The 13,656-nt window shown below is 73.0% G+C and carries 9 protein-coding genes and 1 tRNA gene; 7 read left to right on the forward strand and 3 right to left on the reverse strand.

What is annotated here, in order from left to right; genetic code table 11:
• Both I5E_RS06460 and I5E_RS06465 read left to right on the forward strand, forming a co-directional pair.
• A partial coding sequence (locus I5E_RS06460; RefSeq protein ID WP_022906268.1) for an NAD(P)/FAD-dependent oxidoreductase occupies positions 1 to 866 on the forward strand: 866 nt, incomplete at its 5' end.
• Between the two features lie 44 nt (positions 867 to 910).
• Positions 911 to 982 (forward strand) — tRNA-Gln (locus I5E_RS06465).
• A 200-nt stretch (positions 983 to 1,182) separates the two neighbouring features.
• Here the strand turns inward: I5E_RS06465 and I5E_RS06470 are convergent.
• Entirely contained in the window at positions 1,183 to 2,067 is an 885-nt protein-coding gene (locus I5E_RS06470; protein WP_083857896.1) for a glycoside hydrolase family 16 protein, read from the reverse strand.
• On the reverse strand, positions 2,057 to 4,237 hold the full coding sequence (locus tag I5E_RS06475) for a hypothetical protein (protein WP_022906270.1): 2,181 nt from the start codon (positions 4,235 to 4,237) through the stop codon (positions 2,057 to 2,059). The genes I5E_RS06470 and I5E_RS06475 overlap by 11 nt, the downstream gene beginning before the upstream one ends.
• A 294-nt stretch (positions 4,238 to 4,531) precedes the next feature.
• Between I5E_RS06475 and I5E_RS06480 the strand changes: the two genes are divergently transcribed.
• The 5 genes from I5E_RS06480 to I5E_RS06500 all read left to right on the forward strand — a co-directional run bounded on the left by I5E_RS06480 (position 4,532) and on the right by I5E_RS06500 (position 12,860).
• Positions 4,532 to 5,878, forward strand: a complete 1,347-nt coding sequence (locus I5E_RS06480; protein ID WP_022906271.1) for a glycosyltransferase family 2 protein — start codon at positions 4,532 to 4,534, stop codon at positions 5,876 to 5,878.
• A gap of 236 nt (positions 5,879 to 6,114) precedes the next feature.
• The gene (locus I5E_RS06485; protein WP_022906272.1) at positions 6,115 to 8,829 is read left to right on the forward strand and encodes an alpha/beta fold hydrolase; all 2,715 of its coding nucleotides are present in this window, start codon (positions 6,115 to 6,117) and stop codon (positions 8,827 to 8,829) included.
• 274 nt (positions 8,830 to 9,103) lie between these two features.
• A complete protein-coding gene (locus I5E_RS06490) occupies positions 9,104 to 9,934 on the forward strand; it encodes a glycosyltransferase family 2 protein (protein ID WP_022906273.1) in 831 nt (276 codons plus the stop codon).
• Positions 9,931 to 10,905: a glycosyltransferase family 2 protein gene (locus I5E_RS06495; RefSeq protein WP_022906274.1), complete on the forward strand. Its 975-nt coding sequence runs from the start codon at positions 9,931 to 9,933 to the stop codon at positions 10,903 to 10,905. Before I5E_RS06490 ends, I5E_RS06495 begins: the two co-directional genes overlap by 4 nt.
• Before the next feature lie 47 nt (positions 10,906 to 10,952).
• Positions 10,953 to 12,860 carry a DUF7402 domain-containing protein gene (locus tag I5E_RS06500; protein ID WP_022906275.1) on the forward strand — a complete coding sequence of 636 codons (1,908 nt, stop codon included), beginning with the start codon at positions 10,953 to 10,955 and terminating at the stop codon, positions 12,858 to 12,860.
• Positions 12,861 to 13,010: 150 nt separating this feature from the next.
• Here the strand turns inward: I5E_RS06500 and I5E_RS06505 are convergent, their stop codons facing one another.
• A complete protein-coding gene (locus I5E_RS06505; protein WP_022906276.1) occupies positions 13,011 to 13,613 on the reverse strand; it encodes a GNAT family N-acetyltransferase in 603 nt (200 codons plus the stop codon).
• Positions 13,614 to 13,656: the final 43 nt, after the last annotated feature.

Raw genomic sequence — 13,656 nt, forward strand, 5'->3', positions numbered from 1 at the left:
CCTCGTCGCGCGAGCGGACCGTGCTGCTCGTCGACGCCAACCGGCCTCGGAACGCCGCCACGCTGCGGTCGCACGGCTTCCTGACGCGGGACGGCATCTCGCCGCTCGAGCTCCGCAAGCTCGGGCGCACCGAGGTCGAGTCCTACCCCGAGGCGACCGTCGTGCAGACGGTCGTCGACCGGGTCGTCCCGGACGGCGATCGCTGGCTCGTGCACGGCGCCTTCCGCGGTACCGAGGTCGAGGCGTCCGCCCGGGCCGTCGTGATCGCGACCGGTCTCCGCGAGGAGTTCCCCGCGCTGCCGATGCTCCGTGCCTTCTACGGGACGGCGGTGCACAGCTGTGTCGAGTGCGACGGGTACGAGAAGGCCGCCGAGCCGTTGGCGTTCATCTGCGAGACGGACGACGTCGTCGACCGCGCGCTGCTCATCGCGGCGTGGGCGGACGACCTGGTCGTCTACACGAACGGCGTCGCGACGCTCGACGACGCCGGCCGTGCGCGCCTGGCCGCCGCGGGCGTGCGCGTCGACGAGCGGGCCGTGGCGGACCTCGAGGGGGACCGGTCCGGGATGACGGGCGTTCGCCTCGCTGACGGCCACGTGGAGCCGCGCACGGGTGGGTTCGTCCGGCCCCGGTGGCACGCCGACCTGGACTGGGTCGACGCCGACCTCGACCGCGACGCCGAAGGGCTCGTCATCGTCGACCGCAGCGGTCGGACCAGCGTGCCGGGCGTCTACGCCGTGGGTGACGTGACGCCACCCGGACCGGAGCAGCTCATCGTCGCGGCCGGCCACGGGGCGGTCACGGCCGCCGCGGTGCACCGAGATCTCGTGGGTGGTCTCACGGACCTCCGAGATGCTGTACAGTAGTTGATCGTGCCCCGGGCAACCGGGACCGAAGGCCTCCGGGCCTTTGGGGTATGGTGTAATTGGCAACACAGCGGTTTCTGGTACCGTCGTTCTTGGTTCGAGTCCAGGTACCCCAGCACTCGTGCAACAAGCCCTCGGGATGATCCCGGGGGCTTGTTCCGTTCCTGGTGCATGCGATCCGTGCGACACGCCGGCGGACGCCCGGACACGCCGGACCCGACGCCCGGACACGCCGGACCCGACGCCCGGACACGCCGGACCCGACGCCCGGACACGCCGGACCCGACGCCCGAACGCGTCGGAGCGCCGGATCAGTTCACGAACGGGCTCGGCTCTGGCGGTAGGCGACGACCCAGTCCACGAGCACGTGGCCGGAGGCGTCCTCGGGGACATCGGCGTCGTGGATGATCGTCTCGGCCTGCAGCGTCACGCGCATCGGGGTCGTGGGCACGGCGCCCGTGACCGTCTCGAGCAGCTCGTCGTCCCAGTAGAAGCGCACCGCGTCGGCGGTCCACTCGACGGTCGCGACGTGCCAGTCGGTCTGTCCGCCGGGGACCACGGTCGGGTCCTCCGGCAGGAACGTCATCGCCTGCGTCTCGGCGTCGTAGCTGCCGGGGATCGCGGACACCGGTCGGACGTCGCCGGTGAGGTCGCCCTCGGGCCAGTCGATCTCGCCCTCGTTCCAGTCGCCCGACAGCGGCCACAGGATCATGACGAACTTGTACCCGGGCACCTCGTCCGCGCGGTAACGGATCGAGACGCGCTGGTGCGTGTACGCCCGGTAGCCGGCCGGCAGCACGGTCGCCACGAGGGGCTGCGATCCGCTGCTGCGGAGGTGGAAGTCGAGCACCGAGTCGTGCACGGACACCACCTGGTCGGGTGCGTAGAGCCCCTTGCCCGACGTGTCGCGCATCCCGCTGTACTCCGCCATCTTCGGGTAGACCGCGAGCAGGTCGCCGAGCGCGGCGTCGAGGTCGAAGTCCTGCGCCAGGTAGGGGATCCACCGGGTGCCCTCTGATTCGACGGCGCCGGTCGGCATCGTCTCGGCACGCGCTGACCCCTGGCCGGCGCGTGTGGGGAGCACGACGGCGGTGGTCCCGGCGACGGCGGCGACCCCGAGGACGCCGGCGATCGTCACGCCGCGTCGCAGGAAGGTCCGCCGGCTGGGGTCGCGGTGCCGTGCCCCGGGCTCATGCTGCATCGCGGACCTCGTAGATCCGGACACCGTCCCGGTCGTACCGGAGCGTCCCCTCGTCGGCGACGGACCGCTCGATCGCGTCGATCTGCGCGCCGGTGAGCGTCCCGCGGGTGATGGCGTCGGCACGCTGCGCCGCCGAGAACACCAACCAGGCGTGCCCGCCCTGGTCGCGGTCCTGCAGGACGCCGTCGAGGTCGTCCGCCGTCATGCCCTTCGGGAACCAGGCGGCCTCGCTCTGCAGCGAGTCGACCTGCCCCCAGTGTCGGAGGTAGTTCTCGTAGTTCCCGCCGATGATCGACGGGAAGCTGCCGACCGTGGTCAGCGTGTCGTCCGCCTGGAACCGGCCGTCGAGCCAGTTCGCCGCAGCCACGTCGGCCGGTGCGGTCTGGTTCGCCTGCTCGGTCTGGAACGTGGCGCCGAGGAACAGTGCCGTGGTCACGGTGAGCACGAGTGCCGCGGCGGCGACCCGGAGCCGCCGGCCGTGGAAGGCGTGCACGGCAGCGATCGCGAGGAACGGCGCGGAGAACAGCACGACGCGGAACTTCGCCTCGCCGCCGTAGCTCTGTCCGAGGACGAGCACCACCGGGCAGGCCGCGAGCCACAGCAGGACGAGGGCACGTCGGGCGTGCCCGCCGCGGACCAGCCGGACGAGGCCGACCAGGGCGCACACCGCGACGAGCGCCGTGATGCCGAGGACGGCGCGGGACTGCAGGGTCGTCGCGATCGAGGGGATCGCGATCGACGTCGACGCGGCGGTGACGTTGCTCACCGGGTCGAAGCCGGTGGTCAGTCCGAACTTCTCCTGGATGTAGTCGAGGTTCGGGACGAGGTACAGCAGGGGCAGGAGCGTCAGCGGGACCGCCAGCCACCAGGGGCGGAGGTACCCGAGGACGAGGAGCGGGACGAACGCGGCGACGACGACGAACGGGGTGAGCTGGTGCGATGCGGTGATCACGAACTGCAGGACGACGACGAGGGCCACCGCCGCCACGGTCGCCGCACGCGTCGGCGTCGCGACCGCCACGGCGACGGGTGCGCGGCGCGCGCGGAGCAGCCTGCCGGTGACGGTCGCGGTCCAGCGCCCGACGGCGTTCGGCGTGCCGCGGAGGACGGTGAGCGCGACGAGGACCGCCGCGAGGAACAGGAAGAACGCGAACGCCTGCGGCGAGTAGTAGTCCTGGCCGACCCAGTTCGCGGCACTGAAGAGGACCGCGGCGACGAAGGCCCAGCGTCCCCGCGCGCCCAGCGCCCGGGCGATCCCGAGGACGAGCGCGCCGTCGGCGAGGGCGAACGCGAGTTCGGTCCAGCGCACCGGGTCGGCGGCGTCGAGGGTGCCGGTGGCGGCGCCGAGGAACGCGCTCACGCTGAAGAACCCGGGCCAGCGGTTGTAGATGTCGATGGACGGGTCGACGGCGCCGTGCTGCAGGATGTACGCCGTCACCGCGATGTGCTTGAACACCCACGGGGGACGGGGCTCGGCGGCGATGAGGTTGGACGTGCCGTACATGACGAGCAGCAGGACGCCGGAGGACACGGTGCGGACCACCACGTGGTGGCGCCGGTCCAGCATGGTCACGAGCGCCACGAGGAACACCAGGGCGGCACCGGCCCACCAGGCGGCCGGCAGGGCGGTCAGGAGGCCCCACTCGCCGAGCGCGGTCGAGTCCGTCTGCGCGACACCCACCGCCCAGAGCGCGGCGCCGGTGACGAGGACGCCGGACGCGGCGACGGTGCGGACGAGGACCGCGGTCGGCAGGGCCGCCCGCACGCGGTCCGGCCGGCGGACGGTGCGCGCGACCTGGACGCCCTGGCCGAGCGACACCCAGCCGGCGACGAGCAGGAGCAGTCCGGCCGCGGGCAGCGGGACCCACTGCCCGGTCCAGACCATCACGAGCCCGAGGACCGCGTCGATCGCCGCACTCGTCGCGACGACGAGACCGGCGCGGCCGATCGGCTCGCGGAGTCCGAGCAGCCGGACGACGGGCAGGCCCGGCACGACCAGGAGCGCGACGAGCACGACGGCGGTGCGGAGCGGACCGGTCGCGTCGGCGGCGATGAGGGCGGCGGCGGCGAACCCGAGTCCCGCCGCGACGAGGGACGGCACCGGTGAGGTCGGGAGCACACGGGATCCGTGGCGGATCGACATCCGGGTGGGGGTCGTGGTGGCGGTCACTGATCGACCACCGCGATCGACTGACGCATCGAGCGTCCCTTCGGGTCTGGGCCGGCGACGTGCTCCGGCCTGCGGGTGTTGACGACGCTAACCGCGGCCGGCGGCCACCCGGGAGAGCAGTGGACGGGAAGTGCGGAGGCCCTGCGGCATTGCGGGATCACGCACGCGTCGCGGCCGCGGCGCGAGGAGAAACCGCACGGTTCCGCCCGGCCGTTGACCCCCGTCGTCCCCGCGGCGACGGTGGTGGTGGCCGGCTGTGACCGTGCACGTCCCCGACACCAGACAGGCTCTCCCATGACCGACACCATCCAGCGCTCGCTCCCGCCCCGCGTCGAGCTCGCCCGCCCGATGTCGAGCGCCGCCGACCCCACGTGGACCGGTGCCGTGTGGGTCGGTGCCGTCGACCTCGCCGAGGTCCCCGGGGACGACGCCGGCACGGTGCTGCTCGACGACGCCGCCGGCCACCGATCGGCCCGGCTCCTCGTCCGCGACGGCGTGGCCCCGCTCGGCTTCGTCGACCTGCCCGTCTCCGACGGCACACTCGACGTCGCCGCCCTCCGCGCCGCGGTCGCCGCGCTGCCGGCCGTGCCGCAGCCGCCGATCCCGGTCCGCCTGCCGAGCACCTCCGTCGTCCTCTGCACCCGTGACCGAGCCGACCAGCTCGGCGCGGCCCTCGACTCGCTGCTCGCGCTCGACCACCCCGACTTCGAGGTCGTCATCGTCGACAACGCCCCGTCGGACGAGTCGACCCGCCTGCTGGTCGACGCCCTCGACGACGAGCGCGTCCGGTACGTGCGGGAACCCGTCCCCGGGCTGTCGAGCGCACGGAACGCCGGTGTCCGCGCGGCGCGGTACGAGATCGTCGCGTTCACCGACGACGACGTCGTGGTCGACCGGTCGTGGCTCCGCGCCGTCGCCTCCGGCTTCTCCCGGGGCGACGACGTCGTGTGCGTCAGCGGACTCGTCGCCAGCGGCGAGCTCCGGACCCCCACCCAGCGGTACTTCGACGAACGCGTGACGTGGTCGCGCAACCTCGAGCCCCGCGTGCACCGGCTGTCGGCGCCGCCCGCGGATAGGCCGCTCTTCCCGTTCGCGGTGGGTGACTACGGCACGGGTGCGAACTTCGCGATGCGCCGGTCGGCCATCACCGAGCTCGGCGGCTTCGACGAGGCGCTCGGCGTCGGCACGGTCACGGGCGGTGGCGAGGACATCGACATGTTCGCCCGCGTGGTGCTCTCGGGCGCCGCGCTCGTCGTCGAGCCCGCGGCGCTGGTGTGGCACCGGCACCGGGCGGACCTCCCCGCGCTCCGGAAGCAGGCGGAGGGCTACGGCACCGGTCTCGGCGCCTGGCTGACGAAGATCGCCCTGCACCCGCACACGCTCGGCATGGCACTGCAGCGGGCTCCGCGGGCCGTACGCCACCTGCTCACCGGGACCGCGGCCGAACCGACCACGGCCCAGGTCGAGGCCCCGGCGCCGGCCGCCACCGAGGCCGTGACCGCGCCGCTCGACGACGCTGCCTTCCTCCGCGAAGTCGGGCGGATGCGGTGGGTCGAGCTCCTCGCCGTCGGCCGCGGTGTCCTCCGGTACGCCCGCTCGCGCCGCACCGTCCGCGCACGGGAGCGCACAGCAGATCGATAGGCCCGTCACGGGAGATCCACGGCGGATCGCGAGGATGCGCCAAACCGCAGGATCCCCGCACGGCCGTCGCCGGACCCTCGATCGCGGGGGCACGGTCGGCTTACCGTCCTCGGGAGCGACCGACGCGGCGAGCACCAGCGCCACACCTGCGCACCACCAGTGCCGCAGCAGCGCACCACCAGCGCCGCACTCGCGCACCAGCGCACCACCGGCCCGCACGACCAAGGGGAGAAGCAATGCGTCCGACACACCCGACAGCACGCCACCGCACGGTCGAACCGGCCGTCCCGGCGTCCGACGACCACTCGCTCCTCGACCGGTGGACCCGTGTCGTCGCCGCGTTCCCCGACGCCCCGGCGCTCGCTGGTGCCGGGACCGCCCGAACCTTCGCCGAGACGGACCGCACCGTCCGAGCGCTCGCTGCGCGGCTCGGCGACGTGCTCCGCCCCGACGACCGGACCGGAGCCGGCGTCGGACCCGAGCGCACCGGGGCCTCGGTCCCGGTCGGCATCATGGCCGGGCACACGACCGAGACCGTCGTCGGGATGCTCGCGCTGGTCGCGGCCGGGCGGACGATCGTCGTGCTCGACGACCACCTCCCGGAGGCGCGTCTGCAGCACGTCGTCACGCTCGCGGGCATCGGCGAGGTGCTCGCCGACGCCACCCGAACGGACCTCGCCGCGGCGGTCCTCGGCCCGGACGGCACCGTGCACGACCTCGACGCCCTCATCGCGACGAGCACCGAGCAGCGCGCGACCGGCACCGACCGTGCGGCGTCGTCCCGCCCCGGTGGCACCGACCCCGCCGCGATCGTGTTCACCTCGGGCTCGACCGGCCTGCCGAAGGGCGTCGCGATGACGCACCGGCAGTTCCTGCGGAACGTCGAGCAGAGCGCCTGGAGCGCCGCCTACCGCCCCGGCGACCACGTGGGCGTGGTGCTGCCGCTGTCCTTCGCCGCCGGCATCCTCACCACGCTCGACAGCCTGCTGAGCGGGGCCGCCGCCGTGCTCCTGGACGCACGGGACCTCGGGACCGAACGGCTCCTCGAGGGCATGGCCGCCGAGCACGTCACCGCGGTCGTCTGCACGCCGCACCTGCTCCGCTCGGTCGTCTCGACCGTCCGCGACCGCGGCGCGGACCTGCACCCGGCGCTCGCCGGGCTCCGGCTGATCATGACGGTCGGCGAGCCCATCACCGGCACCGACGTCCACGCCGCCCGACCGGTCCTCGGCGCCCACACGGTCATCTGGAACGGCTTCGGCTCGAGCGAGATGGGTGCCGTGTCGTACTTCTCGGTCGGCCCGGACGACGAGGTCCCGACCGGTGTGGTGCCGGCCGGCTACACGTCGCCCGGCAAGACCGCGCGCGTCCTGCGTGAGGACGGCTCGGCGGCCGCGGCGGGGGAGACCGGCCAGCTGGTCGTCGTCGCCGACGGCATGACCGCTGGCTACTGGGGCGCGCCCGAGAAGACGGCCGAGCACCTCTCCGTCGACGTGGACGGCACCCCGCTGTGGCGGCAGGGCGACCTGGCCCGCCTCGACGAGGACGGTTGCCTCGTCCTGCTCGGTCGCGACGACGACGCGGTGAAGGTGCGCGGCTACCTCGTCGAGCCGAGCGAGGTCGAGGCCGCGCTCCGCGCCGTCGACGACGTCCACGACGTCGTGGTCACCGCGCTCGTCGACCCGCCCGCCGTCACCCGGCTCGTCGCCTACGTCGTGGGCCGTCCCGGTCGACGCACCCCGGCGCCGGCCGCGCTCCGCCGTGCCCTGCGGGCGAAGCTGCCCGAGTACATGGTGCCCGCGGCGATCGTCCCCATGCCCGAGCTGCCCCGCAACGAGCGCGGCAAGGTCGACCGGGCGAAGCTGCCCGGTGCGCCGTCGCTCGAGGTCGAGATGGTCGAGGGGGAGTACGACCAGTGGGAGCTCGTCGTCGGACAGATCTGGGCCGAGGTGCTCGGACTCCGCGGTGTGCACCTCGACGAGGACTTCACCGCGCTCGGCGGCGACTCGCTCTCGGCCGAGGAGATGCTCGCGATCGTGCAGACCCGGCTCGGCGTGGACCTCCGCGCGTCCGAGCTCCTCGAGCAGCCCACGCTGCGCGCCTTCGCCAGGCGGGTGCGCACCGGCTCGAAGTCCCTGCCGAGCCACCCCGACGTCGTCAAGGTCTCCGAGGCACGCGAGCCCGGACGCCCGCCGGTGTTCTGCCTGAGCGGCGCCGGTGCCCTCGGGCTGACGTTCCTGCCGCTGTCCCGGTACCTGCCGGAGCACGACGTCTACGCGTTCCAGCAGCACGGACTCGAACGCCGGGCGATCCCGGACTGGAGCATCCAGCGCACCGCCAGGCGCACCGTCGAGCTCATGCGCATCGTGCAGCCCCGCGGCCCGTACCTGCTCGTCGGGCACTCGCTCGGCGGGCTCGTCGCCCTCGAGGTCGCGAGGCTCCTCACCGAGGGCGGCGAACGCGTCGAGCACGTCGCGATCCTCGACACCTACCTGCCCCGCAGCAGCAGCGAGCAGGCCCAGCTGCACTTCGGCCGGATGGCGGAGAGCCCGGTCCGGAACCCGGCGCTCCGGGCCCTCAAGCGCGGCCTCGACCGAGCGGCGAAGCGGATCCTGCCCGCCGGGGTGCCGGTGGGCGAGGAGTTCGCCAAGCGCGTCCGCGCGTACGGTGCCGGCGTCCTCCGCTACGGCGGTCAGAAGGACTTCGACGCGCTCTTCGACCAGGCCACGATCGTGACCAGGCGGCACACCCCGACGCCCTACGACGGCGCGGCCACCTTCGTGCTGGCCGACGGCAACCCGGACGTCGACGGCTGGAGCGACGTGCTCCGCGGGGACACCACCACGGTGCGCATCGAGAGCGAGCACAGCTCGCTCCTCCGCGAGCCGCACGTCGCCGAGCTGGCGACGGCACTGCGCGACGCCTTCACGACGCACGCGTCGCGTCCCTGACGTGACCAGCACGGGCCCTGGAGGCGCGGGGCGGGCCCGCCCCGCGCCTCCAGGGCACTCGTGCGTCCCGACACACCCACCGACCGTGCCTTGCGGGTTTCCGTATCCGCACTCGGGGGTCCGCAACCCCTGCCGACCCGCATTGACCAGCCCCTCAGGCCGGACGATGGTTGGTCCAAGCCCAGGGAACGGTGTACCCCCGTTCCGACGCCCACCCAGCGCCGGGTCCTCCCTCGACCACTTCCGCATGCAGCCTGAACCCGACAGGAGCACCATGTCCGCCAGCACCGCCCGACCCCGAGACCCCCGCGTCTCGGTCGTCATCCCCGCGAGGAACGAGGCCCGAAACCTCGAGATCATCCTCCCGCAGCTCCCGCCCGTGTACGAGGTCATCCTCGTCGACGGCAACTCGGTGGACGACACCATCGCCACCGCCCAGCGCCTCATGCCGACGATCAAGGTCGTGCAGCAGACGCGCAAGGGCAAGGGCAACGCGCTCGCCTGCGGCTTCGAGGCCGTGACGGGCGACGTCGTCGTCATGTTCGACGCGGACTGCTCCGCCGACGCCGCCGAGATCCCCCGCTTCGTGCAGGCCCTCGTGGACGGCGCGGACGTCGCCAAGGGGTCCCGCTACGCGCCCGGTGGCGGCAGCGACGACATCACGATCATCCGCGGCCTCGGCAACAAGGGGCTCAACATGATCTCCAACGTGCTGCTCCGCGCGCGCTACACGGACCTCTGCTACGGCTACAACGCCTTCTGGGCCGACACCCTGCCGACCATCGGGCTCCTGTCGTCGACGCTCCCGCAGCCGACCGACGGCTCGATGCGCTGGGGCGACGGCTTCGAGATCGAGACGATCCTGACCTGCCGCTGGTCCGCCGCGGAGTTCGCGATCACCGAGGTGCCGAGCCACGAGAAGCTCCGCGTGCACGGCACCAGCAACCTGAACGCGGTCAGCGACGGCATCCGCGTCCTGAAGTCGATCATGCACGAGCGTCGCCGCGCCCGCGAGGCGAAGGCCCGCATGCGCCTCATGCCGACCCCGGTCTCGGGCCTCGTGGTCCCGGCCGCCGTGCCGGCGATGGACGAGGAAGCGGCGTGAGCGTCGCGACGGTCGCCGTCGTCATCTGCGCCTACACGCAGCAGCGCTGGGGTGACCTGCAGGACGCGGTCGAGTCGGCGAAGCGACAGCCGGACGCGACCGAGGTGATCGTCGTGATCGACCACGAGCCGGAGCTGTTCCGCCGTGCCGCCGCCCGGTGGCCGGAACTCCGCGTCGTCGAGAACACCGAGGACCGTGGTCTCTCGGGCGCACGCAACACGGGTGTCGCCCTGGCCGACGCCGACGTCGTCGCCTTCCTGGACGACGACGCGACCGCCGACCCGGACTGGCTCATGCACCTCGTCGAGGCGCTCGAGCTGCCGGACGTCGTCGGCGTCGGTGGGCGTGCGACGCCGTCGTGGCCGACCGCCACCGGTGCCGGTCCGTACCCGGACGAGCTGCTCTGGATCGTCGGCTGCAGCTACGCCGGCCTCCCCACCGAGTCCGCGGACGTCCGCAACGTCATCGGGTCGAGCATGGCCTTCCACCGCGACGTCGTGCTCGCCGCGGGCGGCTTCCGCTCCGGCATCGGCCGTGTCGGCAACCACCCGCTGGGGTGCGAGGAGACCGAGCTCTGCATCCGCATCGCCCGGATCCGTCCCGGAGCCCGGATCCGCTTCGAGCCGCGCTCGAACGTGTCGCACCGGGTCTCCCCGGACCGGGTCACGATGCGGTACCTGCGTCGCCGGAGCTACTACGAGGGCATCTCCAAGGCCGTCCTCAGCCGCCGTGTCGGTGCGCGTGACTCGCTCTCCAGCGAGTCGACGTACCTCACCCGGGTGCTGCCGGGAGCCGTGCTCCGGGAACTCGGCGCCCTCGGCCGCGGCGGCGGGCTGCGTGCCCTGGCGATCGTGACCTCGGCGGTCTCGACCGTCTTCGGCTACGCCGTCGGCCGGGTCTTCGGCACCGTCGTCGTCCGGGCCCCCGCGCCGGTCGCCGCGCCCGCGCAGCAGCCCGTCCACACCCCCTGACCGGTCACCACCGGACCGACCACCCACCACCCGTACAGAAGACCGAGATGCCGCGAGACGCCACGACCCCGAGTGCCACCATCCGACGCCGTTGGAAGGTGGCCCTCGCGGTCGCGGCCGCGGTCGTGATGGGCGGCGCCGTGTCGGCGCCGAGTCTCGTCGCCTCGTCGAGCGCCGGCGCGGCGACCACCGCGGACTGCAGCGCCGGTCGCGTCCTCACCGTCGTCGCGCACGCCGACGACGACCTGCTCTTCGAGGGGACGGAGCTCCGGAAGGACATCGACGCGGGCAAGTGCGTCCGCTCGGTCATCGTGACGGCCGGCGACGCCGGCAAGTCCGCGACCTACTGGAAGGGCCGTCAGACGGGCCTCGAGGCCGCGTACGCGAACCTCGCGGGCGTGGCGAACGCGTGGACGTCGGGATCGGTGAGCGCCGGCGGCAAGACCGTCGTGACGCGGACCCTCACCGCGGCCCCGCGGCTCAGCCTGGTGTACCTGCAGCTGCCGGACGGCAACATCGACGGCTCCGGCTTCGCCGCGACCCGGTACCAGAGCCTGCAGAAGCTGTACCAGCGGTCGATCACGAGCATGAGCACCGTGTCGGGCGCGAACTACCCGACCAGCTACACGCTCGCGCAGCTCCAGGCGACCGTCCTCGCCCTGATGAACGGGTACGCGCCGCAGGAGGTGCACACGCTGGACCACGTCGGCACCTACGGCGACGGGGACCACAGCGACCACCACACGGTCGCGTACCTCACCAAGACCGCGCAGCAGCAGCTGACCACCGCCAGCACGCTCACGGGGTACATGGGGTACCCGATCGCGAACAAGCCCTCGAACCTCACCGCCGCGCAGACGCAGGCGAAGGGGAACGCGTTCTTCGCCTACTCCGCCCACGACGCCGAGACGTGCGCGTCGGTCGCGGCCTGCTCCTCGCGGCCGGAGGGATCGTGGCTCAGCCGCGAGTACACCGTCGGCACCCAGACCCCCACCGACCCGGGGACCGGGTCGGGCGGCTCGGTCGGCGCGGACGTGACCGCCGGTGCCGCCGTCACGGCGAGCAGCGAGAACCCGGCGGACGGACAGACCGCCGCGAAGGCCGTGGACGGCGTCGCGAGCGGCTACCCCGACGCGCCGACCGCCGAGTGGGCGACGCGCGGCGGCGGGACCGGTTCGTGGCTCCAGCTCGCATGGTCGAGCCCGGTCACGCTCGGGGCCGTCGACCTGTCGGACCGTCCGAACGCCGATGACCAGGTCACCGCGGGGACGCTGACGTTCTCCGACGGCAGCAGCGTGGCGGTGCCGACGCTCGACAACGGCGGCGCGTTCACCCGCGTCACGTTCTCGTCGCGCGAGGTCAGCTGGGTGAAGTTCACCGTGACCGCTGTCAGCCAGACGACGCGCAACGTCGGGCTCGCCGAGATCCGGGCGTTCGCACCGGGGACAGGGACGCCGACGCCGACGCCCACGCCCACCCCGACGCCCACGCCCACGCCGACCCCGACCCCGACCCCGACCCCGACCCCGACCGGTCCGACCGACGTCACCGGTTCGGCAACCGCGACCGCGGCCTGGGACGACGCCTCGACCGGACAGACCGCCGCGAAGGCCATCGACGGGATCGTCAGCGGGTACCCGGACAACACCTCGGCCGAGTGGGTCGCGCCCTGGGGCACGACCGGCGTCTGGCTGCAGCTGGACTGGACCTCGTCGAAGGCGCTGAGCCGCGTCGTCCTGTACGACCGCCCGAACGGCGACGACCAGGTCACCAGCGGCACGCTGACGTTCTCCGACGGGAGTCAGGTGCCCGTGGGGACGCTCCCGAACGACGCGTCGCCGCTCACGGTGGACTTCGCCGCGCGGAACGTCACCTGGGTCCGCTTCACGGTCACCGGGGTGTCGGCGAGCACCCGCAACGTCGGTCTCGCCGAGGTCCGGGCCTTCGCCGGCTGACCACCCGTGCGGACCGGGGCGGCGGTTTCCTGCCGGCTCTGTGACCGTTCCGGTTCGTGATCACCGACGATCGTGAACCGGAACGGTCAGTCGTGCCACGGGAGCACCACTGCCGACGCGACAGGACCTTCCGTCCGTGCGGTGCGGTGTCTAGGGCGTCGTGCCGGATGGCTCGCTCGACCAGTCACGTGCCAGTGCGGACATGATGACCTCGTCGTGGAAGCGGCCGTCGTGGAAGGTCGCTTCGCGACGCACGCCTTCGACGTGGTAGCCGACCTTGGCGTACACGGCGCGTGCTCGGTCGTTGAACGCGTGCACCTGGATCTCGATCCGGTTCAGTCCCATCTCACGGAAGCCGTAGTCGGTGAGGAGGCGGACAGCGTCCGTGCCGTAGCCGTGTCCAGCGTGCTCGCTGCCGATCATGACCGCGAGGGTCGCGGCGCGGACCGGGAGCGTCGCGCCGAAGAGTGTCACGTGCCCCACGAGCGTGTCCGAGGTGCGGTCGACGACGCTGAAGCCGACGTCACCGCTGCGTTCGCTCTTGCTCCAGTTGCGGAACATCTCAGTGACCGAGTCCGCTGGGCCGGGACGGACGATGATCTGCTGGAGCACCGCCCACGCGGGATCGCGCCACCAGCGCACCAGGTCGGGGAGGTCGGCATCGTCCAGGGCACGGAACCGCACGAGGTCCCCTTCGAGCAGGGTCGCCCCGTACGCCTGCGCAGCACCCACCCCGTCCCATTCCGACGTCATGGGCGAACTCTCTCACATCGTCTGGCTCAGTGGACCTGCTCGG

This window comes from Curtobacterium sp. B18 (assembly GCF_000333375.1).
GTDB lineage: Bacteria > Actinomycetota > Actinomycetes > Actinomycetales > Microbacteriaceae > Curtobacterium.

Coding starts and splice junctions, on each gene's coding strand:
- I5E_RS06490 (WP_022906273.1), top strand. CDS start 9,104: ATGTCCGCCAGCACCGCCCGACCCCGAGACCCCCGCGTCTCGGTCGTC.
- I5E_RS06500 (WP_022906275.1), top strand. CDS start 10,953: ATGCCGCGAGACGCCACGACCCCGAGTGCCACCATCCGACGCCGTTGG.
- I5E_RS06470 (WP_083857896.1), bottom strand. CDS start 2,067: ATGCAGCATGAGCCCGGGGCACGGCACCGCGACCCCAGCCGGCGGACC.
- I5E_RS06480 (WP_022906271.1), top strand. CDS start 4,532: ATGACCGACACCATCCAGCGCTCGCTCCCGCCCCGCGTCGAGCTCGCC.
- I5E_RS06505 (WP_022906276.1), bottom strand. CDS start 13,613: ATGACGTCGGAATGGGACGGGGTGGGTGCTGCGCAGGCGTACGGGGCG.
- I5E_RS06485 (WP_022906272.1), top strand. CDS start 6,115: ATGCGTCCGACACACCCGACAGCACGCCACCGCACGGTCGAACCGGCC.